At 45.6% G+C, this 26,369-nt stretch carries 34 protein-coding genes and 1 pseudogene; 16 read left to right on the top strand and 19 right to left on the bottom strand.

All coding sequences use genetic code 11. The annotated features are described in order from the left end of the window. The 7 genes from QUB26_RS18975 to QUB26_RS18945 all read right to left on the bottom strand — a co-directional run bounded on the left by QUB26_RS18975 (nt 1) and on the right by QUB26_RS18945 (nt 2,070). Nucleotides 1-558 (bottom strand): hypothetical protein, encoded by a 558-nt coding sequence (locus QUB26_RS18975; RefSeq protein WP_333244615.1) that lies wholly within the window; start codon nt 556-558, stop codon nt 1-3. Then, complete coding sequence (locus QUB26_RS18970; protein WP_333244618.1) at nt 555-800, bottom strand: DUF4365 domain-containing protein; 246 nt, start codon at nt 798-800, stop codon at nt 555-557. The genes QUB26_RS18975 and QUB26_RS18970 overlap by 4 nt, the downstream gene beginning before the upstream one ends. A 46-nt stretch (nt 801-846) precedes the next feature. After that, nucleotides 847-1,008: a hypothetical protein gene (locus QUB26_RS18965; protein WP_333244621.1), complete on the bottom strand. Its 162-nt coding sequence runs from the start codon at nt 1,006-1,008 to the stop codon at nt 847-849. Between the two features lie 55 nt (nt 1,009-1,063). Further along, nucleotides 1,064-1,345, bottom strand: coding sequence for a DUF2442 domain-containing protein (locus QUB26_RS18960; RefSeq protein ID WP_333227438.1), 282 nt, complete (start codon nt 1,343-1,345; stop codon nt 1,064-1,066). A gap of 3 nt (nt 1,346-1,348) precedes the next feature. Next, nucleotides 1,349-1,576, bottom strand: a complete 228-nt coding sequence (locus QUB26_RS18955; RefSeq protein WP_333293018.1) for a DUF4160 domain-containing protein — start codon at nt 1,574-1,576, stop codon at nt 1,349-1,351. Nucleotides 1,577-1,693: 117 nt separating this feature from the next. After that, nucleotides 1,694-1,846 (bottom strand): nucleotidyltransferase domain-containing protein, encoded by a 153-nt coding sequence (locus tag QUB26_RS18950; protein WP_333319210.1) that lies wholly within the window; start codon nt 1,844-1,846, stop codon nt 1,694-1,696. After that, on the bottom strand, nt 1,840-2,070 hold the full coding sequence (locus tag QUB26_RS18945; RefSeq protein ID WP_333244625.1) for a hypothetical protein: 231 nt from the start codon (nt 2,068-2,070) through the stop codon (nt 1,840-1,842). Before QUB26_RS18945 ends, QUB26_RS18950 begins: the two co-directional genes overlap by 7 nt. A 222-nt stretch (nt 2,071-2,292) precedes the next feature. On the opposite strand from QUB26_RS18945, the gene QUB26_RS18940 reads away from it, so the two are divergent. Together QUB26_RS18940 and QUB26_RS18935 are read left to right on the top strand one after the other, a co-directional pair. Beyond that, the gene (locus QUB26_RS18940; protein ID WP_333057522.1) at nt 2,293-2,523 is read left to right on the top strand and encodes a hypothetical protein; all 231 of its coding nucleotides are present in this window, start codon (nt 2,293-2,295) and stop codon (nt 2,521-2,523) included. A 96-nt stretch (nt 2,524-2,619) separates the two neighbouring features. Then, entirely contained in the window at nt 2,620-5,388 is a 2,769-nt protein-coding gene (locus QUB26_RS18935; protein ID WP_333319208.1) for a DUF3536 domain-containing protein, read from the top strand. A gap of 11 nt (nt 5,389-5,399) precedes the next feature. On the opposite strand, the gene QUB26_RS18930 is transcribed toward QUB26_RS18935, so the two are convergent. Next, nucleotides 5,400-5,657 carry a hypothetical protein gene (locus QUB26_RS18930; RefSeq protein WP_333244631.1) on the bottom strand — a complete coding sequence of 86 codons (258 nt, stop codon included), beginning with the start codon at nt 5,655-5,657 and terminating at the stop codon, nt 5,400-5,402. A 13-nt stretch (nt 5,658-5,670) separates the two neighbouring features. Between QUB26_RS18930 and QUB26_RS18925 the strand changes: the two genes are divergently transcribed. Continuing rightward, nucleotides 5,671-5,904 (top strand): ferredoxin-thioredoxin reductase variable chain, encoded by a 234-nt coding sequence (locus QUB26_RS18925; RefSeq protein WP_242722517.1) that lies wholly within the window; start codon nt 5,671-5,673, stop codon nt 5,902-5,904. Nucleotides 5,905-6,195: 291 nt separating this feature from the next. Here QUB26_RS18925 and QUB26_RS18920 read toward each other — a convergent pair whose 3' ends face one another. The 4 genes from QUB26_RS18920 to QUB26_RS18905 form a co-directional block, all read right to left on the bottom strand. Further along, nucleotides 6,196-6,429 (bottom strand): hypothetical protein, encoded by a 234-nt coding sequence (locus QUB26_RS18920; RefSeq protein WP_333047608.1) that lies wholly within the window; start codon nt 6,427-6,429, stop codon nt 6,196-6,198. A gap of 283 nt (nt 6,430-6,712) precedes the next feature. Further along, on the bottom strand, nt 6,713-7,507 hold the full coding sequence (locus QUB26_RS18915; protein WP_333244634.1) for a YdcF family protein: 795 nt from the start codon (nt 7,505-7,507) through the stop codon (nt 6,713-6,715). An 86-nt stretch (nt 7,508-7,593) separates the two neighbouring features. Continuing rightward, nucleotides 7,594-7,920 carry a hypothetical protein gene (locus QUB26_RS18910; protein WP_333244637.1) on the bottom strand — a complete coding sequence of 109 codons (327 nt, stop codon included), beginning with the start codon at nt 7,918-7,920 and terminating at the stop codon, nt 7,594-7,596. A gap of 87 nt (nt 7,921-8,007) precedes the next feature. After that, entirely contained in the window at nt 8,008-9,567 is a 1,560-nt protein-coding gene (locus QUB26_RS18905; RefSeq protein WP_333244639.1) for an AAA family ATPase, read from the bottom strand. Nucleotides 9,568-9,719: 152 nt separating this feature from the next. On the opposite strand from QUB26_RS18905, the gene QUB26_RS18900 reads away from it, so the two are divergent. The 6 genes from QUB26_RS18900 (at nt 9,720) to QUB26_RS18875 (ending at nt 13,073) form a co-directional block, all read left to right on the top strand. After that, nucleotides 9,720-10,736 carry an adenosine kinase gene (locus tag QUB26_RS18900; RefSeq protein ID WP_333244643.1) on the top strand — a complete coding sequence of 339 codons (1,017 nt, stop codon included), beginning with the start codon at nt 9,720-9,722 and terminating at the stop codon, nt 10,734-10,736. Between the two features lie 135 nt (nt 10,737-10,871). Beyond that, nucleotides 10,872-11,525, top strand: a complete 654-nt coding sequence (locus QUB26_RS18895; protein ID WP_333244646.1) for a Uma2 family endonuclease — start codon at nt 10,872-10,874, stop codon at nt 11,523-11,525. Between the two features lie 116 nt (nt 11,526-11,641). Next, entirely contained in the window at nt 11,642-11,962 is a 321-nt protein-coding gene (locus QUB26_RS18890; protein ID WP_333244649.1) for a DUF433 domain-containing protein, read from the top strand. A 121-nt stretch (nt 11,963-12,083) separates the two neighbouring features. Further along, nucleotides 12,084-12,374: a DUF433 domain-containing protein gene (locus QUB26_RS18885; RefSeq protein WP_333244652.1), complete on the top strand. Its 291-nt coding sequence runs from the start codon at nt 12,084-12,086 to the stop codon at nt 12,372-12,374. A gap of 11 nt (nt 12,375-12,385) precedes the next feature. Further along, nucleotides 12,386-12,721 (top strand): DUF5615 family PIN-like protein, encoded by a 336-nt coding sequence (locus QUB26_RS18880; RefSeq protein WP_333244655.1) that lies wholly within the window; start codon nt 12,386-12,388, stop codon nt 12,719-12,721. Nucleotides 12,722-12,821: 100 nt separating this feature from the next. After that, nucleotides 12,822-13,073: a DUF2281 domain-containing protein gene (locus QUB26_RS18875; RefSeq protein WP_333244658.1), complete on the top strand. Its 252-nt coding sequence runs from the start codon at nt 12,822-12,824 to the stop codon at nt 13,071-13,073. Between the two features lie 89 nt (nt 13,074-13,162). Here QUB26_RS18875 and QUB26_RS18870 read toward each other — a convergent pair whose 3' ends face one another. From QUB26_RS18870 to QUB26_RS18860, 3 genes are read right to left on the bottom strand one after another with little or no spacing between them, the layout of a single operon-like run. Then, on the bottom strand, nt 13,163-13,435 hold the full coding sequence (locus QUB26_RS18870; protein ID WP_333244661.1) for a type II toxin-antitoxin system RelE family toxin: 273 nt from the start codon (nt 13,433-13,435) through the stop codon (nt 13,163-13,165). Further along, on the bottom strand, nt 13,432-13,635 hold the full coding sequence (locus QUB26_RS18865) for a hypothetical protein (protein ID WP_333244664.1): 204 nt from the start codon (nt 13,633-13,635) through the stop codon (nt 13,432-13,434). The genes QUB26_RS18870 and QUB26_RS18865 overlap by 4 nt, the downstream gene beginning before the upstream one ends. A gap of 40 nt (nt 13,636-13,675) precedes the next feature. After that, nucleotides 13,676-13,846, bottom strand: coding sequence for a hypothetical protein (locus QUB26_RS18860; RefSeq protein ID WP_333244668.1), 171 nt, complete (start codon nt 13,844-13,846; stop codon nt 13,676-13,678). 428 nt (nt 13,847-14,274) lie between these two features. Between QUB26_RS18860 and QUB26_RS18855 the strand changes: the two genes are divergently transcribed. The 6 genes and pseudogenes from QUB26_RS18855 to QUB26_RS18840 all read left to right on the top strand — a co-directional run bounded on the left by QUB26_RS18855 (nt 14,275) and on the right by QUB26_RS18840 (nt 21,835). Further along, nucleotides 14,275-15,324, top strand: coding sequence for a hypothetical protein (locus QUB26_RS18855; RefSeq protein ID WP_333319205.1), 1,050 nt, complete (start codon nt 14,275-14,277; stop codon nt 15,322-15,324). A gap of 228 nt (nt 15,325-15,552) precedes the next feature. Beyond that, nucleotides 15,553-15,633 (top strand): annotated as a pseudogene (locus tag QUB26_RS32040) (DUF6888 family protein); the annotation flags it as partial. Continuing rightward, nucleotides 15,620-15,697, top strand: coding sequence for a DUF6887 family protein (locus QUB26_RS32035; protein WP_445299621.1), 78 nt, complete (start codon nt 15,620-15,622; stop codon nt 15,695-15,697). The pseudogene QUB26_RS32040 and the gene QUB26_RS32035, both read left to right, overlap by 14 nt. A gap of 177 nt (nt 15,698-15,874) precedes the next feature. Further along, nucleotides 15,875-16,027, top strand: coding sequence for a hypothetical protein (locus QUB26_RS18850; protein WP_333319203.1), 153 nt, complete (start codon nt 15,875-15,877; stop codon nt 16,025-16,027). 145 nt (nt 16,028-16,172) lie between these two features. Continuing rightward, nucleotides 16,173-20,306: an ATP-binding protein gene (locus QUB26_RS18845; protein ID WP_333319201.1), complete on the top strand. Its 4,134-nt coding sequence runs from the start codon at nt 16,173-16,175 to the stop codon at nt 20,304-20,306. A gap of 206 nt (nt 20,307-20,512) precedes the next feature. Continuing rightward, nucleotides 20,513-21,835, top strand: a complete 1,323-nt coding sequence (locus QUB26_RS18840) for a response regulator (RefSeq protein ID WP_333244677.1) — start codon at nt 20,513-20,515, stop codon at nt 21,833-21,835. A 341-nt stretch (nt 21,836-22,176) separates the two neighbouring features. On the opposite strand, the gene QUB26_RS18835 is transcribed toward QUB26_RS18840, so the two are convergent. Together QUB26_RS18835 and QUB26_RS18830 are read right to left on the bottom strand one after the other, a co-directional pair. Continuing rightward, a complete protein-coding gene (locus QUB26_RS18835) occupies nt 22,177-22,716 on the bottom strand; it encodes a GIY-YIG nuclease family protein (RefSeq protein WP_333244680.1) in 540 nt (179 codons plus the stop codon). Nucleotides 22,717-22,775: 59 nt separating this feature from the next. After that, nucleotides 22,776-23,102 carry a hypothetical protein gene (locus tag QUB26_RS18830; protein ID WP_333244709.1) on the bottom strand — a complete coding sequence of 109 codons (327 nt, stop codon included), beginning with the start codon at nt 23,100-23,102 and terminating at the stop codon, nt 22,776-22,778. Nucleotides 23,103-23,418: 316 nt separating this feature from the next. Between QUB26_RS18830 and QUB26_RS18825 the strand changes: the two genes are divergently transcribed. Next, a complete protein-coding gene (locus tag QUB26_RS18825; RefSeq protein WP_333244683.1) occupies nt 23,419-24,216 on the top strand; it encodes a hypothetical protein in 798 nt (265 codons plus the stop codon). A 171-nt stretch (nt 24,217-24,387) separates the two neighbouring features. Here QUB26_RS18825 and QUB26_RS18820 read toward each other — a convergent pair whose 3' ends face one another. Both QUB26_RS18820 and QUB26_RS18815 read right to left on the bottom strand, forming a co-directional pair. After that, nucleotides 24,388-25,251 carry a sulfite exporter TauE/SafE family protein gene (locus tag QUB26_RS18820; protein WP_333056634.1) on the bottom strand — a complete coding sequence of 288 codons (864 nt, stop codon included), beginning with the start codon at nt 25,249-25,251 and terminating at the stop codon, nt 24,388-24,390. Between the two features lie 87 nt (nt 25,252-25,338). Beyond that, entirely contained in the window at nt 25,339-26,181 is an 843-nt protein-coding gene (locus tag QUB26_RS18815; RefSeq protein WP_333244711.1) for a pentapeptide repeat-containing protein, read from the bottom strand. Nucleotides 26,182-26,369 lie beyond the last annotated feature (188 nt).

Below are 26,369 nucleotides of genomic sequence, written 5' to 3'. Positions count from 1 at the left end.
TTACCACGATTCATCGAGGGTTAAGTTGTGGGGGTTTTTGAGGATGAAGGCATTGTTGTCTTTGATATTGTTGTCTTTGATTAAGTCACCGCTACAGAGAATCGGTAAGCGTTCTTGATAAGCTTTAATCGCCAGGATATAATCTTTGTCGGCGAGTGAAGTTTGAATTTTCTGCAATTTGGCAACTACAAGACCGATGAGAGTAATTTCGCCACTTAATTTTTGGGTATTTGGGGTGTGAATTTGCATAACTATTCCCTGAATTATCGTGTTGGGAATGCGGGTAAGTAGTTCGCTTAAAATTTCAATTTGAGGGCGATTTTCGGCGTTTTCTAGGGTTTGAATTACGCTGCTGATACGCGCTCCATAATCTCGGAGATTTTGCCGATTAGGTAGCAATATTTCTAATTCTTCTCCGTCGGTTGTTGGTTTGTGCCAAAGTGTGGCATTATCTAAAAAAGGTTGGTCTGCATGCCAGCCGTGAGTTTGTAAGTAATTTCTCAGTTGATTTAGCTCGATGGTTTCGAGAGTTTGGCGATCTTTTACGGTGAATTTCATGGTTGGACTCCTTGGCTAATTCCCTCCATAATTGACTGAAGGGCGGCGACTGTAAATTGGTTGGTTCTGGGGATGGTGACGGTGACAGCGTTTGTGTTTTGTGTTTTTGGCTTTCCCCGCAGCGAGCTCCAATATCTGCAGCTTCTCATGCAGAGTTCTGTTTCGGACTGGGTTAACCAGTCTTCGGGTGTTTCGGGGATTAAAACTACAACTAAAATTCGGGGAATGGCGAAGTTATCCATTCTTAAGTCGTCGTAGTTTTTGAGCTTTAGGGGGTAGCGGATGGAGTTAGCGAGGTGCTCTGATGGGGCCAGTCCCGCCTTTCGCAGCTACTCCCCAGTCTACGCTGTCATCGTCTACGAATGGTTTGTAGAGGGAATAGCCGGCAACGGTGGTGACAGCTTGCAGGTAGATGTTGCTGAATTGTTCTTTTTGTTGGTTGATGTCCACTTTTTACGTAGCGATTATTCTTGTTAACCTGTTTGGTTTTAGCTCGTAGATAAAATTACATCATGTTGGTTATGGTTTCCTTGATTTGTATCGGTTGGTTGGTGACAATGGAGTAGAGAACATCGGGGTCTAAATCAGCTCCATTTTCCCAGTAAATTGTCCCCCATTCTGGATTGAGTTTGACTTGGTTAAAGTAAGTCAAGTCTTGCAGGGGGGCGAATATGCCGGTGAATTCGATTAATTGGCTGATGTCAACTACTCCCTCTTGGTTATCTTCAAATTTGAGGTAAAGTTGATAGTTTTCTAATGGTTGAACTGAGCTAATATCTTTGAGCATTGTTTATTCCAAAGGGGCAATAGGTTCTAATGGTGTTTGAAGTCTGGCAAGTTGCCAGTTTTGCATGAGCTCTGTTTGATGAAGGGCAGCCCACTCTACAACTAATCCTAAGATGCGTGGGGAAAGTTCGCCTTCTAGGATTGAGAGGGTTTCGATATCAATGATGGCTTTTTGTTGATTGTAGCGGGCATGAAAGTGCGGGGGCGGGTGGTCGTTATAGTACATCGTAATGATGATGCCTAAAAATCAACCCAGTTCTGGCATTAGATTGTCTCCTCTACAATTCTTTCGGCGTGTTTTCCCAGATTTCGTAAGACTAAATCCGCTCAATATATTCTTTAATATTGCTTAAAACGTGCGTTTTGGTTCCAATTCTACTAAAAAATCTACCTCGCGATCTGCTGTTGCTTCACCCCTGGCAACCGAACCAAAAACGCGCACATTTAACGCGGCTGGGTGAGTCGCAATTCTCAGGATATCGGAGGGCTTGGACTTCAGCAATTCCTCAATTCCCCTAACTCCACCCTCGCCAGATTTTCTTGAATCATCGCCTCTAACTTGCCACTCTCGGCAAATTGCCTCTCCAACTTCCCCGTCAAATGCAGCCTCTTCTCGTCCAAACCCTCCTCATCCTCCAATGCCTCCGCCTCCGCCCCCACATACCTCTCAGGGGTTAAAATATAACAGTTACCGTTTTGCTTTTTTGTTGTCTTTTGACTCCGCACCAGTGTTACATCTCTTCTGGAAAGTACATTTGCAGCAAATCTGCCCCGCCCTAACCCAACCGGCCTAACTTCTCCAGAACTTAGGTAACAAGCACCTAAAGTATGATGCGAAACTCTGGCTAAACTCTTATTCTATAAATCGATCGGGCATTAAACCGATATCCACAATCGCCAAGATTTATCGCCAAATTTTAAATTTTTCCGGCGAAAACTTGCTATTTAATGAATAAGACTTTAAGATCCAGCAATGTAAATCAAAATCTCAATGAGCAGCCCTGCAAGCACGAACCCGAAATGGGTCGCAAGTGCCAAAAAGCAGCAAAAGCTACCTTTTTTAACTCTTTCAACAGCAAAGCATTGGCAAACAAACCAGGGATCGACGGTTGGCATCTTGGAACGAATGCTTTGCTAGCAATACTACAAATGTATCAAAACTTATCTGCCAAAATTTAGCCCGAACAGATGCCTAGCTGAAACTCTTGCTGCGTAAGGTTTCAGTTTCTAAATAGGCTGGTTTTATTGTCTTTAACTACTTGAGGATTCGATCGCATGGTTTCGATTTCTACTACTCAATCCGATGTGCTGCCTTTGTCTTCGCCAACCGTAACGGCTGCAACCCAAAGCAGTGCGGCGACTGCAACTGGGGTGTGCGTGACGGTTCACGGTCACTTTTACCAGCCACCCCGGGAAAACCCTTACCTGGACGCGATCGAACGCCAAGCCAGCGCCTCTCCAGCCCACGACTGGAACGAACGCATTGACATCGAGTGCTACCGCCCGAACGCCTTTGCCCGCATACTCAACGATCGGGGCGAAGTGGCGGGGATCGTCAATAACTACGAGTATATGAGCTTCAACATCGGGCCGACCCTGATGAGCTGGCTCGAACGCTACGACGCGGAAGTCTACCAGCGGATTCTGGAAGCCGATCGCAAAAGCTGTCAGCGGCTCAACGGTCACGGCAACGCGATCGCCCAAGTGTACAATCACATCATCATGCCCCTCGCTAACGAGCGAGACAAATATACCCAAATTCGCTGGGGGATCGCAGATTTTCGCTCCCGGTTCGATCGCGATCCCGAAGGAATGTGGCTCGCCGAAACCGCCGTAGACTACGCCACCCTCGAAGTTTTAGTCGCTGAAGGCATCCGCTTCATTGTCTTAGCCCCCTCCCAAGCCGAACGCTGCCGCCCGCTAATCGGGCAAAACCACGAAGGGGAACATGGGCATAATTCCGAATGGCACGAAGTCGGCGGGGGTCAAATCGATCCGACTCGCCCGTACCGCTGCTATTTGAAGCCGGAAATGCGGTTGATGGCTGACCACCAACTCTCGCCGCTGAGCACTCACTATTTTGGCCGCCAGCACTCCCAAAATTCCGAAGCCCCACCTGCCAACACTCCCTACATTGATATCTTTTTCTACGACGGCCCGATCTCGCGGGATATGGGCTTCAATGACGTTCTCAGCAGCAGCCACCACTTGGTCGGGCGCTTGGGTCAAGCAGTGCGGGGAGACCACCGACCGGCTCAATTAATCTGCGTGGCGACGGACGGTGAAACTTTCGGCCACCACAAACACAGTACGGAAAAATGCCTCGCCTACGCCTTCACAGAAGAGTTTCCCCGCCGAGGCTGGACGGTGACGAATTTTGCTCATTATTTAAGTCAAAATCCGAGCGCTTGGGAAGTGGAACTCAAACCCGTGACGGCCTGGAGTTGCTCTCACGGGGTCGATCGCTGGCAAGATGATTGCGGCTGCGGTGGTGGCGGCGGATGGCACCTCAAATGGCGCCGCCCTCTGCGGGATACTCTCAATTGGCTGCGCGATCGACTGATTCCGATTTACGAAGAAGCAGGGCGCAAGCTGTTGTGCGATCCCTGGAAAGCCAGAGATGAATATATTGAGGTGATCCGGGATCGATCGCCCAGTAATGTTGACAGTTTCCTCCAACGCCATCAAGTGCGCCCCCTCGATGCCGGAGAACAGGTGGACGCCCTGCGACTGCTGGAAATGCAGCGCCACACCCTGTTAATGTTCACTAGCTGCGGCTGGTTTTTTGAAGAAATCTCGCGGCCAGAAGGCGTGCAAATTCTGCGCTACGCGGCCCGGGCGCTCGAATTGGCGGGGGAAGTTACGGGTATCCAGCTAGAAAAGGATTTTGTCGCTCAACTAGCCCTCGTACCCAGCAACGTTGAGTATTTCCAAACAGGGGCCGAAGTTTACCGCAAACTCGTGGTAACAGCCCAAATTAGTCTCAAACAGGTGGCCGCCCACTACGCGATCAGTTCTCTGTTTGCCAAATATCCCCGCGAACAGCGAGTTTACTGCTATCAGGCCCAGCAGGAAGATTTCCAAATTCAGCGCATGGGCTCGATGACTCTGGCTGTGGGTCAATTGCAGTTAACCTCGGAAATTACGCGGGAAACAGAGGTTTTTGTGTTTGCTGCGTTGCACCTCGGCGGCTGGGACTTCCACTGCTGTATTCAGCCTTTTGGCAGCCGCCGGTCTTACACTATGCTCAAAGAGCGGTTGTTTGGAGTTATGCAAGAAGCTTCGGCAGCCCACGCCATTCTGGAAATGGTGCGGCTGTTTGGGGATCAGTCCTTTAGCTTGCGGGATTTATTCGCTGAGGAACGCCACCGGATCGTGCAGTTGCTGAGTCAGGAAAATTTGACTCGGTTGGATCAGCTTTACACTCAGGTTTACCGCGAAAATTACGGGGTGATGATGGCGTTCCACCGCGACGAGTTGCCGGTGCCGGTAGAGTTGCAGGTGGCTGCTGAGGTGGCTTTGGGACACCGCTGTTTGACGGCGGCCAAGGCCCTGGAAGTGGAAACGGAGGATGTGGAACCGCTGCTGGCCGAAATTGAGGCGATCGCCACTGAAGCCGGCCATCTCCGCTGTCGGTTGAACGTTCCCGAAGTCAAGGAAATTTTGGAAAAGATGGTTTGGCGATCGCTAGACAGGCTGCTGCAAGCAGGATCGGGTGTGGAAGATCGCTCGCCTGTCCAGTTGGAAGCTGAGATCCGCACGATCGAGCGTTTGATTGCTGTGGGCGATCGGCTGAGTCTGGGTTTGTGTCTGGACAAATCCCAGGAACTGTATTTCGATTCTCTGTACAGTCAAATTGTGCCTCTGTGTTTGGGCTGGCTGCAGCGGCAAGAGGCCTCGGCGGGCGAAAATGCGGTGGCTGCTGTTGCCTTGGAGATTGCGCGTTCAGGCGGCGGCTGGGACTTGTCTTCGATCCGGCAGTTGCTGGAGTTGGGTCAAACCTTGGCTGTTGATGTTGAGTGTTGGTTAAATCAGTTAAGTTAATCGTTTCTCGATTAGCCAACCAAATCAATTCCCGCCCTTGAGAATCCGCCCGATCGAGCTTTAAAGGCCGATCGGGCCTGCTGGTTCAACCGAGGATCGATCGGCATGGAGGCTTCCCGGAATCGCGGCGGGCGATCGAAGCACAGACAGAACATCGGCAAGTTTCTTTGAGTTTTCGCTCTACTTGTGTGGGAAGATAAAAAGACTGTCGCCAAAGCGTACAGGTGTTCTACACTTGCACGCTTTGTATAGTTTGGAAGAAAGAACACTAAGTTTAAATTTATGAAAGTTGGCGATCGCGTTTGCATTAAAAACTCTGTTGTTGTCTACCACCACCCTGAAAATCGCAGTCAACCATTTGATATTAAGGGCATGGAAGGAGAAGTCGTGGCGATCGTTCACGAATGGCACGGCCGACCTGTCAGTGCTAATTGGCCGGTTCTAGTACAATTTGACAAAAAATTTCGAGCTCACCTGAAAGAGGATGAGGTGGAATTGATATCTTCGGAAGTCTAGCTGTCTCACAAGGTGAAGCCGTAGCCCAAAGACAATATCAAATCCCGTCAGTCGATTTTAGATTTTAGATTTTAGATTTTAGATTTACTCCAAAGAGGAATCTGGAAGCTTGAACTAGAGTCTAAAATTTTGCGCTGATCGCGACTTCTGTCGGAAAGCAAGTATCCGCTTTTGGGCGGGAGTCATATAGCTGTTGTACAGTTTGTAGTGAGGACTTCAGTTTTTTCTATGGCTTTTAGTCGATCGGCTGAACTAAAGTCCTTACTACCAACCATCTTTTTTATTTAACCCTTAATTTTTCGACCGTCCCCGGTTAAACCAACCGAAGATATTCAAATCTCCCTGCATTTTCTGCAATTCCTGCTGATGCTGCTTGGCTGTAGCGTAATACCACTGGCAGTGAAGTTCTAGTTCTTGACGGTACTTAATTTCATCGTAAAACTCGCGGACAATTTGGTGTCTCTGAAAAATTTCGGCCGCGGGAGTCGGTTCGGGGGCAATGTTTTGCAACTCGTGGGGCAGCATGATTGTTTGGGGGCGACGGTGGCTAATATTGGCTGTAATGACTTTAAGCTAACACACTCAATCAATTTTGGATTTTAGATTTTAGATTTTAGATTTTAGATCGTATCCGTTTGATTTGGAATCTTATCTGATGAAGTTTTGTAGGGGCCGGTTCGCCCAGATATTTGATAAGTATAGACAAATTATATAAACCCGCCCCGCCCCTATAATTGGGATGCAACCGGATTTGATATTTGTTTAAATTCTTCAATCTCAAATCCCAAATCCCACATCTAAAATTCTGTTAAAGCCATCCCCGCAGCCGATAAACGATTAAGCCGATGTATTCTTTCAAAGCTTTAGTTGACTGGTTTAACTGATAGGTGTCCGGCAATAAATCCAAGGCGACTGCTTGCCAATTGCTTTGGGATGCTGCGATATCCTGCTGCGTGATCTGGAAGTCTGTTGGTGCGGCAATTGCTTTTATTCCCTGACGCTGGAAAATTAAGAGCGATCGAGTCATGTGCATCGCCGATGTCACTAGCAAAACCGGCCCTTTTATAGCTTTAGCATCTAAAATTTTCCGCACGTTGACGGCATTTTGATAGGTGTTGTGTGAATCGGGGTCTTGCAGAATTGCTGATGCCGGTACGCCCATTGTTTGGGCAATTTCTGCCATGTCTGCCGATTCGGGAGGCCCGCCACCTTTCCAATCTACTCTACCGCCGCTGAGAATGAGCAGCGGAGCTTTGCTTTGTTTGTAAAGTCGGGAACCGTAGATTATTCGATCGCCCGCTTCCGCTAATTCAACCCAAGGACGGGGAGGTAAAGCTGCTTTGACACCGCCGCCCAAGACGATAATCGCTTCAGCTTGGGGGAGTTCGGCGGTTGGTAAGTTTTGCCATTCGAGCGATCGAACTAACGATTTTGAAACCCAACCGCTACTTCCGAGCAGTAAAATAATTAGAGCCGCAGCAATTGGCGCCGCCGCCCATTTCGGACGCTTCCAAAGTGTGATTAAAGCCGCCATCATTAACAGGCAACTCAACCCCAAAGGATAAATAAACAGCGGCAAGAGTTTCGATAGAAATACAAACATTCAATTGGAAATTGGCATTGGGAATTGGGCATTGGGCATTGGACATTAGTGACTGTTAACTGTTAACTAATGACTAATGACTAAAGCTAGCGACGATCCTCTGGCCCAGATAACCAGCCAAAAAATGTAGCAGCATCACCCCTAGAGGTTTTGCTATATTTATGGGCGTCCGTTTGCACTACTTCTTTATTGAGGATAGCATCCGAGGTTTTGTCCTTGGAATTTATATTCGGGTTGAGTAGTAATTCGTTGTGCCACCAAGCGACAATTAAACCTGCAGCCACCCCACCAATGACACCAAGGGCAAGACTCAGGGGCAGCGTAGATCCTACTAAGCGAAACCCAACGGTAAACAACACAAACCATATCAGCGCGGGGCTAAACCCCTTGGAGTCTCCGGTAAATTTTGGCATGAGCTGCAACTTTTTTTTGTAATAAAACAGAAAGATATTTACAATATTAGCAGATAAGTAAGATTGCCAAGGGCGATCGAACTGCAACTACTCCCCACAAATCAAGTTTAATTGTACCTCTAAGTCTTGTAGGGTATCTATAATGTTTACAGAAATTTGCTCTAATTCTGTAAAAGGTTCAAAAGCTGCTTGCTGCGAGTTCAATAATTCTGCCGTCGCGTCGGCAATATCGCCCCGGCGCTGTTGCAGTCGTTCTCGCAATACTTCAAGTGGTGCGGTGCAGTAAATGATTTGCAAGGGTAAGCCGTGGGATTGAGCCTGATTCATCGCATCGGTTCTCCAGTTTTGGCGATCGAACTTTGCATCTAAAATCACATCCCAACCTCGGTCAGCCAAAATTATCCCCAACTTTAACAATCTACCATAAGTCTGTGCCGTCATTTCATCCGAGTACAAATCTGGCCCCCCGCGTTCATTTAAAGAAATTCCGCCTAAATGTTTGCGAACCGCATCTGATCGAATGTGAATTGCCCCAGTGTGGCGAGCCAAATATCGAGCTGCTGTACTCTTGCCAGAACCCGATAAACCAGACATCAAAGTTAACTTTCCCCGGTGCGGTTTTGTGTATTGCCAAGCCAGTTTATAGTAATGAGCTGCTGTCTGTGAAATCTCTGCTTTTTGGGCAGTTGAAATAGCAGAATCGTCCAACATTAACGAAGTTACTTTTGCTCTAACATAAGCTTGACGGCTCAAATACAGAGGTAACAGTTGCAGTCCTTCCCAATCCCCTGTTTGTTCGATGTAAGTATTGAGAAAAGCATTGCCCAAGTCTCTGCGCCCCCGCGATTCCAAATCCATTACTGTAAAAGCCACATCGTACATGACATCAACAAAGCGAAAAGGCTCGTTAAATTCAATGCAGTCGAACAGCAATATTTTATCTGGCCACAATGCTATATTCCGCAAGTGCAAATCTCCGTGGCACTCGCGAATTTTATTCTTGGCAATCCGCAGGTTAAATAACTCTTGATTTTCCGCAAAAAACGCATCAGTATAATCTTTAGTTTCCTGAAATTGTGCCTGAGTCTGCGGCCCGCCGATATATTTTTGCGAAATCAGGTAATTGTTGTCTATTGCTGTGCGAATCTGACTGACTTCGCCAAAGGTGCGAATGTAGCTATTACTAATTGCCGTGCTGTGAAACTTGGCAACTTCCCGCCCTAAGTCTGCCATAAGTTGCTCAGTCAACAGTCCGCGCTCCAACAAACTGAGCAACAGCGAATCTTGAGGAAACTCCAGCATTTTAAGTGCGTATTCTACAGCAACTTCAGCCGGAGTTCTAGCAGGCAAGTTGCTACCAAATTGAAACGAATCCCCAATTTGAACAATTGGCAAAACTTCTAGATAAATTTCCGGTGCCGTGCGTCGGTTCAGCAGCAATTCTTCGTTGCAGAAATGGTGCCTTTTCTCCAATGTTGAATAGTCCAAAAAGCCAAAATTAACTGGTTTCTTGATTTTGTAAGTATAATCTCCTGTCAGCAGGACAAAGGAAGCGTGAGTCTGAATTAGCTGCACTGGTTCTGTCACCCCGTGCGGGTAAAAACCGGGCTGCAACATTTGCTGAATCAGAGGTGGGAGACAAGTCATAGCGATTTTAGATTTTGGATTTTAGATTTTAGATTGGGGATTTTGGATTGTGAATTTTAGATTTTCAGTTGGGGACTTTAGATTGGGAGTGGGGATGTTGACTTTAATCCGATTTATTATAGAGTTGATAGTTAGTGTAAAAAAAAGCAGCGATGACAGAAAATAATCAAGAATCTGGTTCCGTGGATGTGTTTGGCGTGGGAAATGCCCTGGTAGACATCCTAGCATTGGTAGAAGATGAATTTGTACTCGGCCACGGGCTGAATCGCGGCGGGATGACGCTGATGAATTCGGAAACGCAGGGGGGGATTTTGCATGATTTAGAGCACAATTCGCTGCAAATGCGATCGGGCGGTTCGGCGGCAAATACGATGATTGGTTTGGCTCAGAGCGGCGGTAAAGCGTATTATTCGGGGAAGGTTGCTAAGGATACTAACGGCGAATTTTACCGGCAAGATTTGCTGGCGGCGGGGATTGATTTTAACGTGCATCCTGCTGCTGAGTCGCATGAGCCCACGGGTACTTGTGTTGTGCTGACTACGCCGGATGCGGAACGCACGATGTGTACTAATCTGGGGGTTTCTACTACTCTGGCGGCGACTGATATTGATGTCGATCGACTGGCTCACTGCAAGTACAGTTATGTTGAGGGCTATCTTTGGGATGCTCCCGATCCGAGAAAGGCTAGCATTGAGACGATGGAACAGTCTAAGCGTCTGGGCGTGAAGGTGGCTTTTACTTTTTCGGATGGCTTTTTAGTCGATCGATTTGCTGATGATTTTCACAAGGTGGTTTCGGAATATTGCGATGTAATTTTTTGCAATGCTGATGAAGTTCGGAGCTTTTTTAAGGAGGAATCTCTGGAAGAGTGCGCTCGGAAAATGAGCGAGATTTCTGATTTGGCTTTTATCACGAATGGGGATAAAGGCTGCATGGTGGTGGAGAACAAACAGATTGTTGATGTGGCTGGATTTCCGGTAAAGGCGATCGATACTGTGGGTGCTGGTGATGCTTTTGCGGGGGGTGTTTTGTTTGGAATTACTAACGGTTTAAGTTCTACACAAGCGGCTCGCTGGGGCAATTTCTTGGCTTCTAGGGTGGTGCAGATTCATGGGCCACGTCTGGAGGGTTCTCAGGCTCATCTTTTGAGTGAGGTGATTTCTGGTTAGAAATTGAAAGGGGCGATCGCACTTTTTGGATTAAGGGCGATCGCTCTTTTTTGAACCTATCCATTGTGCCACAGTGGATGCAGATGATAGAAGGGCGTGTTAAAATCAATAAAAGCTTAACTAATCGTACCTCAGATGGTAACAACCACATTGACTTCTCCTCAACAAAGTAGCGAGGAAAAACTAATTACTTTGACAGGCATTAAGTGGCTAACATTTAAAGCGATAATGTCTGATGTCGGCGACGGTAGAGCGTGGAGAATTGCTTATGCTGAAGGAGTTTTAGAAATTAGAATGCCATTACCTAAACATGAAAGACCTAAAGTCATGCTTGAACTATTTATTGGAGCTTTAGCAGATGAGTTAGAAATTGAAGCTATGAGCCTCGGTGCGTTGACTCTGGAACGGGAAGATTTAACTCGTGCTATTGAACCGGACACTTGTTTTTACATTCAAAATGAATCTTTAGTTAGAGATAAAGAGGAAATTAATTTACCCGCCGATCCGCCACCGGATTTGGTAGTCGAATCAGACTACACGAGTTCTTCGTTGAATAAGTTCTCAATTTATGCTGCTCTGGGGGTTCCTGAAATCTGGAGATATCGAAATCAATGTCTTCAAGTCTATCACTTGGTTGAGGGAAGTTATGAGGAGAGGGAGAATAGTTTGGCTTTTCCATTTTTGTCGATCGCCGAAATTCCGGGTTTGATAGAGCAAAGTAAAAGTATTGGACAAAGGGCGGCTGTGCGTTTGTTTCGGGAAAGAGTTAGGGAAGTTTTGGCGCAGTGAGTCAACTTTTTTGAGCCGCAGATGAACGCGGATGGAGAAAGGGATCTCGCCCTAAGTCTGTTTGTGCTAAGATTAAATAGCTCTAAAAATTAGCAAATAAGAGCCGTTCGCGCTTTATGTCTAAGCAATCAGTCATCACAAAGTATATTGAAATTACACCGGGAGTGCTTGGTGGTAAACCACGCATTGCGGGCCATCGAATTTCTGTAGCACACATCGCCCAGATGTATCTTAAGATGGGAGAGTCGATAGAAGAAATCGCTAGGGACTATAATTTGTCACCGGCATCGGTTCATGCGGCAATGACTTACTATTACGATAATCGAGAAGAAATTGACCGCCGCACTGCTGAATCAGATTTTTTGATCGAAGAGTTGAAGCGCAAGAGTCTACCCTCTCGTTTGCAGGAAAAGCTGAGCGAAATTAGAGGTGAGTGAACGCATCCGCTTTCATTTAGATGAATCGGCCCGATCGATGTTTTGATTGCAGCGACTTGATATCTTGTGTTAAAGTAATGGTTAAAGACAGTACCAATCAATACGATCGGGAAAATAACTTATGGAAGTAGTAATATCTGAACATATTGAAATTAGTCCAGGTATATGTGGCGGTAGACCGCGTATTGCGGGACATCGAATTAGAGTACAGGATATCGTTGTTTGGCACGAACAGATGGGGCTTTCTCCTGATGAAATTGTCTCCCGGCATCCAATAATTACGCTATCTGATGTGTATTCAGCTTTGGCTTATTATCACGATCATTTTCAGGAAATCAGGCAGCAAATGCAGGAAGATGAAGATTTAGTGAAGGAAATGCAGGCTGAAATTCCCTCTAAGATGCCCCGATAGAGATAGAAAAAATGACAGAGAAAGTTCGGTTTCATTTGGATGAAAGCGTTGAGAGTGCAATTGCTGATGGTTTAAGACGTAGAAGTATAGATGTGACAACGACACCAGAAGTGGGGCTTTTAGGTGCATCGGATGAAGAACAGGTGGCTTTTGCTCTAGTTCAAGGTCGGGTAATATTTACTTACGATGCTGATTTTTTGAGGATTCATCGTAGAGGGGCGGAACACGCAGGAATTATTTATTGTCACCAAGGGCGACGAAGTATCGGGGAAATTGTATTGGCCCTTGTGAAAGTATGGGAGTTTCAAACTGATGAATCTATGTACAAGCACGTTGAATTTATTTAAGGCGATCGCGCTTTTTGTCGTCAAGGGCGATCGCCTGTGGAAGTAAACCGATTATAATTGCTAAAATAAAACTGAACTGCTCTTTATCTATAATCAGATTATGACTGTTATTGAACAGATTTATGCGATCGTAAAAACTCTTCCCCAAAATCAAGCTAGCGAAATTCTCACTTTCGCACAGTTTATTCGTGCCAAGTACCTGAATGGGAACCAATCCACCGACACAGTAGATGCTTTAACTCCTTGGACAGAATTGGTTTATTCCCTAGCTGGAACATGGGCAGAAGACTTTCCTACTCTGGAAGAGATTCGTGCTGAGTCGGGGGAAGACATCTTGCGGGAGAGCTTTTAGATGTATATTTTCGATACAAACACATTAATCTACTACTTTAAAGGACAAGGACAAGTTGCCCAAAACCTTCTGTCAGAGTGAAAACAGCTTTATGGTGGAAAGTAGCGATAAATATCTTTCCGGTGCAGCACCCTTGCAAAAGTAACAGTTTCGCCATCAAAATAAAAACCTATTCGATAGTCGCCAACCCGAAGCCGATACGCATTATCATCGCCTTTCAATTTTTTTAAGTTAACAATTGTCTGTAAATCATTACTATTCGGAATTTCTGCAAAAGCAAAATCCTTGATTTGCTGAAAGACAGGCGTACTTTTAAGAGCTTTTAAATCCTTTAAAAAACTGGGTAGATATTCGACTTTCATTCTGTTTCGAGTTCGGCAAGTGCTTGCTGTAAATTTAAGGGGGTTTCATTTTTTACTGCGCCCATAGCCAATAGAAGTCCTCTATCTTCCATCGCTTCTAGGAAATACTGATAGTCGGTATAATCTAGAATAACTTGACTGATGTTGCCCTCGGCATCGAATATCAATTCTTTAGCCAGTGGATAGTCTTCTATTTTCATACACTTTTATGGTGAGATGAGTTGGGAGGGAATGATGCTTCTATTTTAACAGCGATATCTCAGAACCAGATGAAGGGCGATCGGGTATGTTGGCTATTGGGTCTAATAAAATTTGTCCGGCTTCGTTGACGAGAACGCGATATTCTGTTGACTTGGGTTCGAGGTTTAAACTGAGGTGTCCTTGTGGATCTGTGCTGATTAAGTTTTTCATACTCCCAAACATATCTTTCAGCTATTATATAATTGAGTAAAAATCGGTTGGTTGAGTTTTACTCAATTATAACAAATTAGATGTTGTTTGTTTATTCGGATTTTAAGGACGATCGCACTTTTGGTCGTAAGGGCGATCGCACTTTTTAGGAACCGCAGATGAACGGGGAGGGACGCGGATGAATTAAGGGCGATCGCTATTTTGGTCGTAAGGGCTATAATTCACGGGGATGCTGGTGAAACCGGAGATTGGGATTGTTCTTGGTTTAATTGCTCTTGTGTTACACAACACTCAGGAGAAACCTCGATTGAAAGATTTTATCCACCCCGCTTTATTTCAATAAATGTATTCCGAAATATTTTATTGGGTGGCCTTGTTGTTATCTCACTTATTTGACTCATTGTTAAGTACAATTTATACCAAATTAGATGAGCTTACCCTGCTCCAACGGCGACATTACCGCCGCCGCCAACGCTCAAAATGACTGCGGCAAAAAAACCGAAAATCTGCTGAAAATCCTCAGAGAAAAACCTTGCTTGCTCGTATTCGATCGCGCCGACACACTTTTGAAAGCAGGAGAAGCCAAAGCCGCTGGTTATTTCGCAGACGATTGTGCAGAATATGCTTGGTTATTCAAACAACTATTAGAAACAGAACATCAAAGCAAAATTATTTTCACCAGTCGCGAAAGCTTAGCCGAATTGCCGTCAACACTCACCCGCGAAATCCAGCTAAACGGATTGGATCGAGATGCTGCAATTTCCCTATTGCAATCTTTCAATCTGACTGCAAATGCAGAGGAATTAGCCGAAATGGGCGATCGCTATTCAGGACATCCCAAAGCCTTACAACTCGTCGCAGCCTTGATTCGAGATGATACCGAGTTTCAGGGAAATGTCGGGATTTTTCTGCACCAGAGAGACTGGTTGCTGATTCGAGATATTGAAAGCGCGATCGATGAAATGATAGCCCGTATCAGCGACGGCGAGCAAAATTGTCTCAGCCGAATTTCTGTCTATCAAACCTCAGAATATCCGCTATCTTTTGCAGGGATTAGCGCTCAAATGCCAGAAGTTAGCAAGTATGAACTTAAAGAAAATATTATTCAGGCACTCAAGCGCCGACAATTACTATATTACGATCGCCAACGCGATTCCTATCAGTTGCATCCGCTAGTCCGAGAAAAGGGCGAGTACCTGCTAAGTCAAAACGCTGAAAATCTCCGTACCGCCCACAGCCAAGCCTATAAATATTATATCAGCATTCCGCTCAAACCGGAATCGGAATGGCAAAATATCGAGGATATTCAGCCCCTAATCAGAGCGCACTATCATGCTTCCCAAGCCAGAAATTTAGATGCAGCAAATGCGATTATTTCTGAAGTTTGTGAGTATCTGCGACAGTGGAATTGTGCAGAATTAGTGTGTGGAAATCTACAGTTGCCCTTGTTAAGGGAAGTAAAAAACATAACTCTGTAGGGGCGGGTTCACCAATAATAATTGCCCATAATCTACAATCTCATAAACCCGCCCTCGCTGGCGACAATTCCCATGCTACCTGAGATGTTGCACCGGCAGTCAATAAGTTTTTGGGTGGGTAGGGGCGGGTTTATTTAACCTGTCTGCAACTTTTAAAGCTATTGGTGAACCCGCCCCTACTTCACACGAATGGTGCAACATCTCAGATGGTACCGGACATAATATAACCTCTACATTTTGGCTGGTGAAACTATCGAAATAGAGATTTATCCTAACGGGCCATGGAGATACTCTGATGAACCGACCTAATTTTCAAACTATGAGCAGAAAGGAATTGCGAGCTTACGTACTTGCTCACCGAGATGATAATTAGGCTTTCTATGCTTTTGTCGATCGGCTGCATGAATCTGTAGCCGTAACAGAGGCAGCAGTTGTTAAATGGTTGCGCTTCCAGCACCCGAATCAAACTATTAATAAACTTCCCGAAAGCTAATCTAGCTTGACTTTGACAGATTTAGAGGGAAATCAAACATAAGTAAAAATTCAAACGATGGGCAGTTATCTGCCAACCCCTAAGCCATTTATAGAGCTTTTAATTAACGACATGATTGCCGATAAAAACAAAAAAATTAGAAAACTTATCACAATTTTTGTAAGTAAAAATGAATCAAATGCCCAACAGTTAGAAACAGAACTGACATAAGCAAATTTTGACAGCCGCGTCCAATCTTCGCTAGTAGTTGGCTATATTGAACCGGGCGGAAATTTCACAGTAGGGCGCGCCAATTGCCGATAAAGGCACGCTACAGCGGTTAAAATACGATTATCAGCGCAATTGGTTCATACCCATGCCCATTTATCACTTCAACCGCCTAACCGCCAATTTTTTTAGCAAGCTGCCGCTGCGAACGGTTCTGATTGTTCCGTTTGTTTTGCAAACGGTAAGTGTAGTTGGGCTAGTGGGCTATCTTTCTTTCAAAAGTGGTCAGGAATCAATCGAGGATGTAGCACATCAGTTAATCGAACAAGTAGGAGAACGTACCCGCGATCGCCTCACGGATCATAATGGGCCCTCGGCAATCAATACCTTTTTGGCTAGGCTGCAATTCTCGGCGTCAGGACAAACTTTTATTATGGATCGATCGGGAAATCTGATTGCCACATCCACACTAGAAACACCCTTGGTGACGCCAACAACAAAAAAACAACCGACGCCATTGCTAGCCACCAACAGCAAGGATGCCCGCACGCGAGATATTGCTCGACAACTCGCCAACCGATTTGGCAACTTCCGCACGCTGCAAACAACCGAGAAATTGACTCTAGCGAGCAAGGGCGATAGGCAATTTGTCCGTGTCACTCCCTATCGAGATTTCCGTGGCTTAGATTGGTTGATTGTGGTGGTGGTGCCAGAGTCTGATTTCATGGCTCGCATTCAAGCAAATACGCGCCATACATTGTGGTTATTGATCGGTACACTGCCACTGGCGATCGCGATCGGATTTTTGACTTCCCGTTGGGTGACAAAACCAATTAGGCGTTTGAATACCGCAGCCAAAAATCTTGCCACAGGAAAATGGGATCAACCTTTAGAAATTAGACGCTTCGATGAAGTCGGAGAACTCGCCAATTCCTTCAATTTTATGGCAGCCCAACTGCAACAGGCTTTTGCAGACCAAAAATCTTTAAATGAAGCTTTAGCGCAAAGAGAGAGCCAACTCAAGCAATTTATCGAAGCCATACCTGCGGGAGTATCTATCCACGATGCCTCCGGTAAAGTCGTGTACTTCAACGAAACTGCCAAGCATTGGCTCGGCGTAGAAACTATTCCCGATACAACTTTAGAAAAAGCAGTAGAAGTTTATCAAATCTACCGCCAAAACCAGCTTTATCCCACTGAAGAACTGCCCGCATTCCGAGCACTGCGTGGCGAAACAGTATTCCTGGAAGATGTAGAACTTCATCGAAAGGGGAAATTTATTCCTTTTGAGGTGCGCGCCACACCAATTTTTGACGAAGGCGGAAATATTGTTTATGCCATCAATGCTTTTTATAACATCGCACAGCGCAAACAATCTGAAAAAATATTAACTGACTACAATCACACTTTAGCCGCCGAAGTTGCCGAACGTACCGCTGCTTTAGGTCGTGCTAACGAACTATTACAATATGAAATTGCTGAGCGCAAATTGCTAGAACAAAAACTTTCCACTTCTACTGAGCAAGTTGTGAAAATCTTTGAGTCGATTACAGATATTGTATTAATTTTTGAGCTTCAAGAAGAAACCATCCAAATTATACCCACTAAGGGAATTTTTCAATACAACTCTAATACGAATCAGATCGACTCCATCATCGAACAATTTTTTAATGAGGCAAGGAAGGAGATTTATTTTGCTCAAGTTCGACAGGCATTGGCAACCCAACAAACTATTAGTTTTGATTACAGTCTGCCGATTAATAACCAAGAAGTTTGGTTTGCTGCTAAAATTTCGCCACTTTCCGATAGCTCTGCGGTTTGGGTAGCGCGCGACATTAGCGATCGCCAGTTAGCCGAATCCCGACTGCTGGAAGCCCAAAAAATTGCCCGTATTGGCAGTTGGGAATACGATATTGCCACAGCAACAACTACTTGGAGTGAAGAACTCTATCGCATTTATGAGCTCGATCCTACTCAAAAACCGCTGCCAAACGAACAATTAATCGAGCGTTTTCATCCAGAAGATCGATCGCGCTATCTGACAATGGTGCGCGATCAAGCGATGAAGGGACAAAGCTTTGAAATCGATCTGCGGCTGCTCCGAAGAGATGGCTCGCTCACTTACATTGAAGTCCGAGGGAAACCTGTTTATGATGAAAAAGGGCAGTTGCTCCGTTTGTTCGGCACTGTTTTGGATATTAGCGATCGCAAACAAGCCGAGTCAGCTTTGCGAGAAAGCGCCCAGGGAGAACAAGCCATCGCCCGCAGCATCGATCGCATCCGTCAATCCTTAGATATTGACACAATATTCAAAACCACAACCTCGGAACTGCGACAAACCCTAAAATGCGATCGTGTCGGTATCTATCGCTTTAATCCTGATTGGAGTGGCGAATTTGTTGCCGAGTCAATGGCTTCGGGCTGGATATCTCTGATCCCACAAGCCGACGATTTTAATGTGCCAAACAATCTCGTCGAAGACTCTCGCTGTACCGTGAAAACTATGCAAGCCTCCGGTGAACCAGTGCTGGATACCTATCTACAAAGAAATCAAGGTGGTATGTATGCTAGAGGCGTTCCTTACCGCATAATTGAAGACATATACACCGCTGGGTTGAGTCCTTGTTACCTAGAACTGTTAAAACAATTTCAAGCTAGAGCCTACGTTATTTTCCCCATATTTTGCGGCAGTCAACTTTGGGGTTTGCTCGCCAGCTATCAAAATTCTGTACCCCGCACTTGGCGCGAAGCAGAAATCAATATTGGGCTGCAAATTAGCACCCAATTGGGAGTCGCCTTACAACAAGCTCAATTGCTCGAAGCCACTCAACAGCAAGCAGTACAGCTTCAACAAGCCGCCTGGGCCGCAGAAGCCGCCAACCTTGCCAAAAGCACTTTCCTGGCAAATATGAGCCACGAACTCCGCACCCCGCTAAACGCAATTCTGGGATTCTCCCAATTGATGCAGCGCTCTACCAACCTCACTCGCGAACAACAGGAAAATATCCGCATTATCAACCGCAGCGGAGAACACTTGCTCGCTCTAATCAATCAAATATTAGATTTAGCCAAAATAGAGGCGGGACGCATTACAATCAACCCAACAGAATTTCAATTAAGCAGCCTGTTGAACGATTTGGAAGAGATGTTTCAACTCCAGGCAAGGGAGCAACAATTGCAGTTAATATTTGAGTGCTCTAGCGAAGTTCCCGAATATGTGCAAACAGATCAACTTAAGTTGCGCCAAGTTTTAATCAATCTCCTCTCTAACGCCATTAAGTTTACGAAACAAGGAGAAATTAGGGTAAGAGTAAGTGCGGTTAATGAGGGTGAAGATCAGCAATTACTAATTAGTAATTACCAATTACATTTTGAAATAGAAGACACTGGCTCCGGCATAGCTGCTGATGAGTTAGATAAACTTTTTCAAGCCTTTGTGCAAACCAAAACAGGAACAAAATCTCAGCAAGGAACAGGCTTGGGACTGGCTATCAGCCAACAGTTTATCAAGCTGATGGGCGGCGTGATTACTGTACGCAGTGAAGTAGGAGGCGGCACCACCTTCGCGTTTGATATCCCCGTCAGCGCCGTTGATGTCCCGGCGCCTCAACCCGTACAGCCACCGCGTCGGGTGATAGCGCTGGAACGCAACCAGCCACGCTATCGTATTTTGATTGTGGACGATCGATCGGACAACCGCCAACTGCTGATCAAACTCCTCGCTGACTTTAACTTTGAACTCCAAGAAGCCACAAACGGCATGGAAGCTATTGAAATGTGGTCGAGTTTTGAGCCACACTTAATTTTTATGGATATGTGGATGCCCGTGATGGATGGACATGAAGCGACCAAACGCATTAAAGCCACCGTTAAAGGTCAAGCTACGGCAATTATTGCCGTGAGTGCCAGTAACGCCGAGGAAGCGCCAACCGTTACTGTATCAGATGATTGGGATGACTTTATCCACAAACCCTTTCGAGATACAGAAATTTTTGCCACCCTGCAGAAACATCTGGGAGTGCGTTACATTTACGGTGAACCGGAGAGTGTTCCCGAGTCAACTCAAATTGAGGCTCCGACTCCAGAGAGTCTGGCAGCTTTACCCGCAGATTGGCTGGCAGCTTTAGAGAAAGCCACAATTGAGTGCGATTTAGAGTTAATTCTGATCCACATTGAGCAAATTCGCGATCGTAATGACGCTTTAGCTAGCGCCCTAGCCACATTGGCTAACGAGTTTCAGTTCAATCAAATACTAGCTCTCATCCATCCCGAAGCAAAATAATCAGGATATGAGATAGGTTTGTAATGAGTACGATCGTCCTCATAAAACGCGATCGGGCGATCGTACTCACTACAAGCCTATAGCCATCCTAAATCATTTGTGAATTTCTTACTCCCTCCCCTTGATAAGGGGAGGGTTGGGGTGGGGTCAAAAATTTACGACTCCTGCAAGGATTGCTATATAAAGGTTATTTTACCGCAATAGATATGAATTACGAAGCAACTCCCGTCTTAAAAGGGAATATTTTAATTGTTGATGATATTCCGGCTAATTTGCAACTTTTAGCTCAAATACTCTCGCAGCAAGGGTACAAAACACGCACCGCACCCGACGGCAAACTAGCGCTGCGGTCGATCGAATTAACTCCTCCTGACTTGATTTTGCTCGACATCATGATGCCCGGTATGGACGGCTACCAAGTCTGCCAAGCATTGAAAGCTTCTCCCACAACCAAGGACATTCCAGTTATTTTTATCAGTGCTTTAAATGAAGTATTAGATAAAGTCAAAGCCTTTGAAGTTGGTGGTATAGATTATATCACAAAACCGTTTCACGAACAAGAAGTTCTCGCCCGCGTCTCAAATCAACTCGTGCAGCGCCAGTTGTTCCAGCAAACACAATCCTACGCCCAGCAACTCGAACAAACCGTAACTGAACTAAAGAAAACTCAAGCTCAGTTAATACAGAAGGAAAAAATGGCTTCTTTAGGTCAGCTAGCGGCAGGAATTGCTCACGAAATCAACAATCCCGTCAGCTTTATCTACGGCAATATTTCTCTAGCGGCGGAGTATGCACGAGATTTGCTTCGCCTCGTCGAATTGTACCGACATTACTACCCCCACCCCGTTGCAGAAATTATCGGCAAATTGAACGAGATTCAACCCGAATTCATCGCAGAGGATTATCCAAAACTGCTGAATTCCATGACAGAGGGTGCTTCTCGGATTAGCGAAATTGTGATGTCTTTGCGGAACTTCACCCGCCTTGGCGAACAAAAGTACAAGCCAGTGGATATTCATGAAGGCATTGACAATACTTTAGTTATTTTGCAACACAGACTGAAGGGGACAAACAAAGCTGGGGAGATAGAGGTCATTAAAAACTACAGCCAACTGCCAAGAGTCACCTGTTACGCCAGTGAGTTAAATCAGGTGTTCATGAACCTGCTAAGTAATGCTATTGATGCCTTGGAAAATCAATCGTCTCCCCGAAAAATTACCATCAGCACTTCAGTAGGTTTTGAGTCAGAAGCTGCGCTGCACAATCAAGATTCAATATTAGCCACTCAAAACACTCAATCCGTTGTGATTAACATTGCCGATAACGGTTGTGGGATGAGTGAGGAAGTGCGCCACCAGATATTTGACCCATTTTTTACTACGAAGCCTGTAGGCCGCGGTACTGGATTAGGGTTGGCAATCAGTCACGATATTGTAGTGGAAAAACATCGAGGTCAAATCAGTTGTATTTCTGCTCCGGGCCGAGGAACCGAGTTAATTTTGCAGATTCCGATATCTGTTAAATTTTAATACATTTCAACATTTTAAAATTTAACCGACCCAGAGAATATATGAGATAGATTGTACACGAGCATCTGTTTAAGGTAAAACCGATATTCCGTCAGTCCGTCAGGGGTTGAAACCCCTGCCTCAAAGTGAAAGTCCTCTAAAAGAGGACTGAATAATTTATTAAGCTGTTGGGCCTTTAAATTGTCTGTCAAAAAAAATCCAAGTCTTGTGGGGAGTAGGTGTTGGGCGTCCCGCCCGCCCAAAAATACAATCTAGATTCGTAACAGCTTAGTCCTCTTTTAGAGGACTTTCGCTATTAGACAGGGAATTCATTCCCTGGCGGACTGCCGGGTGAGCGGTATTTACTTTAAATCCAGCAATCCGCTAGTTTTGAGCTTGGGATTAAACCGGATTTCTTCTGTTACGCCGCGAGTTTTCAGCAGCGCGAAAATTTCATTTTCCACGCGCCGCGCGACATTTTTCAACAATTTATCTTTGGCAATTTCATCGGCGAAGATACCTTCATAATTTGCCGTTTCTTGGGCAGTCATTACAGTTTTTGTGTCGATGGGATCGTTCCACTTGGCAGCATCGGCACCGTTACCTTGGGGTTGGGAACCGTTTTCGGCAATCCAACTTTCTCTAATGCTTTCTAGAATCGTGCGGCTGGGCTTGTCAATAGTTTGGACTTTCAGCCAGTAGCAATATTGGGTTTGGCGTACCAAATGCTGTTTGAGGCTGAGGTAAATGTCGCGAGAATAGCCGACAAATTGCAGGACTTTATCGCTGTCAAAAATTGCGTAAACGCCGATTTTTCCTTGGACAAAATCGGGCAATTTCCCCTCGGAGTCTATGTATGGAATGAATTCTAAGCTGGCGAGAGATTGAATGTCTTCTGTCATCCGATTTTAGATTTTAGATTTTAGATTTTAGATTAAACCACAGATGAACCAGCTTTTACCTAATTCTTAAAAACTCGATAGATTGCACAGAGGCGGCTGGGTTTAAATATTTTGGCTTGGAACATGAAATTAGGCGGGACGTTGACGATCGCAAAATCGCTCGATTGATGATACTTTTCAAATTCCGCAGGCATTCCCTTCGGCGTCTCGCTGCTGTAAGGGACTGGCTGAAACAGTAACTCGGCAAACTCAATGCGCGAGCATTGCAATTGTAGCGCTATTTGTTGGAGAAAGCTTTCACCGGTTAATGAACCGAACAGTGCTGTTTTAGCATCGGGTTCGAGGACAAAACTGCTATCGTAGCTTTCAATAATCTTAAGACCCATTTTCTCTATACTCCTGACAGACGGCGGTGAACTTTTATTGGTTAACTGTTGAGCGATCGACTTAATCCTGAATTTTACCTGAGATTGACCGTTTTGAAGGCAGAAGGTCAATCGATTTTAGATTTTAGATTTTAGATTTTAGATTTTAGAATTGAAGCATTAACTTGCGCGAGATGAATCACGTGGCGGGTATCCTGGATGCTTTCGGTGAATTAAAATACCACAATCAGGAAATTTTGACAAATAGGCCTGATTTATTTGCCGATCGCTTTTATCATGTCGGTATCGCCATCTATCCGACTACGACTAAAAGGCTATGCAGAAGATTGAAAAAGCATCATTCCCAGCTTCCAGAAGTGGCCCGAACCAGCCGGACTGGCTAGAATTGGTAGAATACGCCTCTGTTGCTGGTTCAGCTATTGGCACGATTGCTGCAGGATTGTCGGGCCAAATTGTCTACGCTGCCGCCCCCTTAACCGCAGCACTATCGATAAATCTCGCCAATCGCCAGCGTTTCGAGCAACAAATGCAACAAAAGGCAAATTCTGCGATTACGGACGTACAGGCCGCAGTAGAACGTCGATCGCAGCAAGTTCAGATACTACCTGGAGAACCTGCGGAACTCTACACCGCCGTCTCCGACTTGCAGCAAAAACTCCTGGGCTTGGAATCCGGCGTCATCGCCGAGGTACAAGCTGCCGTAGCCTCCCTCGAACGCCAAGCCCAGGCGCTGCCGGCTGATTCTCAGGAACTCTACACCACCCTGTCCGATTTGCAGCAAAAACTCCGCATTTTGGAAAATAGTGCCCTGAGAGAGCATGATTGGGAAAATGTCAACGTCCGATTTTTATTGATGGGCGAACAGTTAACTGAAGTTAAAACTATTACGGCTCAGTTACAGGAGCGATCGAACGAAGTAGACTTTGATACAATCCAAGGTTCTCTCCAGCAATTGCAGGATTTGCTCGATCGACCCACAATAGACACAGGGATGTTGCAAACCGAGATTCAGCAGTTGCAGCAGCAAGTGTCCGAATTGCAGAGACAAAATCAAGAAATTGTCAAGCCTTATTTGCAGCGTCTGACTCGCGCCGTGAAGAAACTCAGTCAATAGTCATCAGTCATTAGTCATCAGTCATTAGTCATTAGTAAAGTGTCAACTGTCATTGTAGCCTTAGCCTTGTTCCCAGGCTCTGCCTGGGAATACATACCCGGAGGCTCTGCCTCAATAACCAATGACCAATAACCAATGACCAATGACCAATGACCAATGACCAATTACCCATTACCCGTTACTAAATTTTTGCCAAGCTTGCCAGAAAACATAAATCGATAACACTGCCAAGAGCGATCGAAAAGCTAAACTAACAATACGATCGGGCAATCTCGGCAAAAACCGCGTGCTCACCTGCGCGCCCAACAAACCGCCGCCGCCAAGAATTAACCCCACAACCCACAAAACATTCCCGCGCGCCGCGTGTCCCGCCGTCGCCGAAATTGCCGTGATGACGATGACGCCCAAGCTGGTTTGAATTGCGGTTTTAATGCTTTCTCCTAACAGCAAAATTTGCAGGGGAACCATAATTACGCCGCCGCCTACGCCGAACAAACCCGCTAATAAACCCGCCGCACTGCCGGTAGCAATTTTAGCAAAAGTTGGATGGAATAAAATATTGGAATTATTGGGTAATTCGTGATTAGTAATTGGTAATTGAGCATTTTCTCCTTGTCCCGCTTGTCCTCCCAGTTCCCCTTGTTCTAGTTCCGCTTTCTTCTTAGCTGTCAGGTGCTTGCGAACTTCAATCAAATAAATATTCAACCACAGCAACAACCCAAAAGTAAGTAACAGCAAGTAAGGCGGAAATATCCCCGCCAAATAAGCACCGATTTGTGCGGTGATGACGGCGGGAAATCCGATGCCTGCGACTTGACTCAAGTTGAGGTAGCCCATGCGCCAATTCTGGATGCTGCCAGAAATAGCTGTAATGACGATCGACAAACCGCTAGTAGCAACCGCCTGCACCGGAGCGTAATTGAGAGCCACCAACAAAGGCACGAGCACCGTACCGCCGCCGATACCCAAAAATCCAGCTAGAATTCCGGCAAAAATTCCCGCCGCACCCAACATCAATAATTCAGTGATAGTCATTAGTCATTAGTCATTAGTCATTAGTTAGTAGTCAGTAGTCAGTAGTCATTAGTTAGTAGTCAACAGTCCACAGTCAACAATCAAATTTTAAGAATCATTAGTTGTGCCATCGGGCATAATTGCCCGCCTCAAATCTGCATCGCGGAAGTTAGTTCGATTGAGATTAGCATCAATCAAAACCGCTTCCACCAAAACAGCCCCGCTAAAATTAGACCAGCACAGCTTGGCACGGTACAAATTAGCACCGCTCAAATTAGCTCTTGCCAACGTTGACCAACTAACATTAGCAACTCTCAAATTAGCATTGCTCAGATTAGCGTCGGTGAGATTAGCTCCAACCATCGTTACTTGGCGCAAGTCTGCACCAGCCAAGTTTGCCCCGCTCACCATCGCCCCGCTGAGAATTGCCTGATTTAGGTTAGCTCTTTCTAAAAGCGACTCGCTGAGGATGGCATTTGTCAGGTTTACCGCTTTGAGAGTTGACCAACTCAAATTTGCCTTCATCAAATTAATGCGAATCATGCTAGCCTCGGTTAAGTTGGCCGCAAACAAATTCGCTTCGGTAAAGTTGGCTTCGGTCAAATTAGCTTCCGTCAAATTAGCCTTAGTCATGTTGACTTCTCTGGCCATTGAGCCGCGCAGGTTGGCTCCCATCAGGTTAGCCCCGCTGAGATTGGCACGGCTCAAATCGGTACCGATGAGATTTGCTTCGCTGAGGTTGGCTTCCGTCAAGTCCACCCCTGCCAATTTCACCTCGCGCAAGTTCGCTCCCGTCAGGTTAGCGCCTTTGAGGTTTGCGTCTTGGAAATTCGATCTGGTAAAGTTAGCCTCGCTGAGGTTTACCCCTTTTAAGTCGGCCCCGGCGAGGTTAATTTCTCGAAAATTTCTTTCTCCGGCCGCATATTGCCTCAGAATTCGATCGGCCTCCATGTCATTCGCCTCGCAATTTTTTTTAAACGTTAGAGTGATGGGTGTTACCACATCATCCCAGATAACCACGGTATTCACTCTGCACGCTGTAGTATCTGTAGAATCTTTGCATTGCTTTCCGGGCACTGCGGTGCCACTGCCTCTTAAAAGGCCTGACAAATATGAACGCTTCTGAGAAAATTAAAAAT

The organism is Microcoleus sp. B4-C1 (assembly GCF_036705285.1).
Classification (GTDB): Bacteria; Cyanobacteriota; Cyanobacteriia; order Cyanobacteriales; family Microcoleaceae; genus Microcoleus.
The sequence above is the reverse complement of the archived record's forward strand: the minus strand, read 5'-3'. Positions and strand labels throughout refer to the sequence as shown.

Bases quoted from the DNA above. Each gene is read 5' to 3' on its own strand.
- QUB26_RS18820 (WP_333056634.1), bottom strand. From the start codon at position 25,251: ATGACTATCACTGAATTATTGATGTTGGGTGCGGCGGGAATTTTTGCC.
- QUB26_RS18900 (WP_333244643.1), top strand. From the start codon at position 9,720: ATGACAGAAAATAATCAAGAATCTGGTTCCGTGGATGTGTTTGGCGTG.
- QUB26_RS18815 (WP_333244711.1), bottom strand. From the start codon at position 26,181: ATGGAGGCCGATCGAATTCTGAGGCAATATGCGGCCGGAGAAAGAAAT.
- QUB26_RS18825 (WP_333244683.1), top strand. From the start codon at position 23,419: ATGCAGAAGATTGAAAAAGCATCATTCCCAGCTTCCAGAAGTGGCCCG.
- QUB26_RS18840 (WP_333244677.1), top strand. From the start codon at position 20,513: ATGAATTACGAAGCAACTCCCGTCTTAAAAGGGAATATTTTAATTGTT.
- QUB26_RS18880 (WP_333244655.1), top strand. From the start codon at position 12,386: ATGACAGAGAAAGTTCGGTTTCATTTGGATGAAAGCGTTGAGAGTGCA.
- QUB26_RS18895 (WP_333244646.1), top strand. From the start codon at position 10,872: ATGGTAACAACCACATTGACTTCTCCTCAACAAAGTAGCGAGGAAAAA.
- QUB26_RS18870 (WP_333244661.1), bottom strand. From the start codon at position 13,435: ATGAAAGTCGAATATCTACCCAGTTTTTTAAAGGATTTAAAAGCTCTT.
- QUB26_RS18920 (WP_333047608.1), bottom strand. From the start codon at position 6,429: ATGCTGCCCCACGAGTTGCAAAACATTGCCCCCGAACCGACTCCCGCG.
- QUB26_RS18875 (WP_333244658.1), top strand. From the start codon at position 12,822: ATGACTGTTATTGAACAGATTTATGCGATCGTAAAAACTCTTCCCCAA.
- QUB26_RS18865 (WP_333244664.1), bottom strand. From the start codon at position 13,635: ATGAAAATAGAAGACTATCCACTGGCTAAAGAATTGATATTCGATGCC.
- QUB26_RS18925 (WP_242722517.1), top strand. From the start codon at position 5,671: ATGAAAGTTGGCGATCGCGTTTGCATTAAAAACTCTGTTGTTGTCTAC.
- QUB26_RS18915 (WP_333244634.1), bottom strand. From the start codon at position 7,507: ATGTTTGTATTTCTATCGAAACTCTTGCCGCTGTTTATTTATCCTTTG.
- QUB26_RS18940 (WP_333057522.1), top strand. From the start codon at position 2,293: ATGAATAAGACTTTAAGATCCAGCAATGTAAATCAAAATCTCAATGAG.
- QUB26_RS18850 (WP_333319203.1), top strand. From the start codon at position 15,875: ATGGGCAGTTATCTGCCAACCCCTAAGCCATTTATAGAGCTTTTAATT.
- QUB26_RS18960 (WP_333227438.1), bottom strand. From the start codon at position 1,345: ATGCTCAAAGATATTAGCTCAGTTCAACCATTAGAAAACTATCAACTT.
- QUB26_RS32035 (WP_445299621.1), top strand. From the start codon at position 15,620: ATGAACCGACCTAATTTTCAAACTATGAGCAGAAAGGAATTGCGAGCT.
- QUB26_RS18845 (WP_333319201.1), top strand. From the start codon at position 16,173: ATGCCCATTTATCACTTCAACCGCCTAACCGCCAATTTTTTTAGCAAG.
- QUB26_RS18935 (WP_333319208.1), top strand. From the start codon at position 2,620: ATGGTTTCGATTTCTACTACTCAATCCGATGTGCTGCCTTTGTCTTCG.
- QUB26_RS18830 (WP_333244709.1), bottom strand. From the start codon at position 23,102: ATGGGTCTTAAGATTATTGAAAGCTACGATAGCAGTTTTGTCCTCGAA.
- QUB26_RS18905 (WP_333244639.1), bottom strand. From the start codon at position 9,567: ATGACTTGTCTCCCACCTCTGATTCAGCAAATGTTGCAGCCCGGTTTT.
- QUB26_RS18970 (WP_333244618.1), bottom strand. From the start codon at position 800: ATGGATAACTTCGCCATTCCCCGAATTTTAGTTGTAGTTTTAATCCCC.
- QUB26_RS18860 (WP_333244668.1), bottom strand. From the start codon at position 13,846: ATGAAAAACTTAATCAGCACAGATCCACAAGGACACCTCAGTTTAAAC.
- QUB26_RS18910 (WP_333244637.1), bottom strand. From the start codon at position 7,920: ATGCCAAAATTTACCGGAGACTCCAAGGGGTTTAGCCCCGCGCTGATA.
- QUB26_RS18835 (WP_333244680.1), bottom strand. From the start codon at position 22,716: ATGACAGAAGACATTCAATCTCTCGCCAGCTTAGAATTCATTCCATAC.
- QUB26_RS18975 (WP_333244615.1), bottom strand. From the start codon at position 558: ATGAAATTCACCGTAAAAGATCGCCAAACTCTCGAAACCATCGAGCTA.
- QUB26_RS18855 (WP_333319205.1), top strand. From the start codon at position 14,275: ATGAGCTTACCCTGCTCCAACGGCGACATTACCGCCGCCGCCAACGCT.
- QUB26_RS18890 (WP_333244649.1), top strand. From the start codon at position 11,642: ATGTCTAAGCAATCAGTCATCACAAAGTATATTGAAATTACACCGGGA.
- QUB26_RS18885 (WP_333244652.1), top strand. From the start codon at position 12,084: ATGGAAGTAGTAATATCTGAACATATTGAAATTAGTCCAGGTATATGT.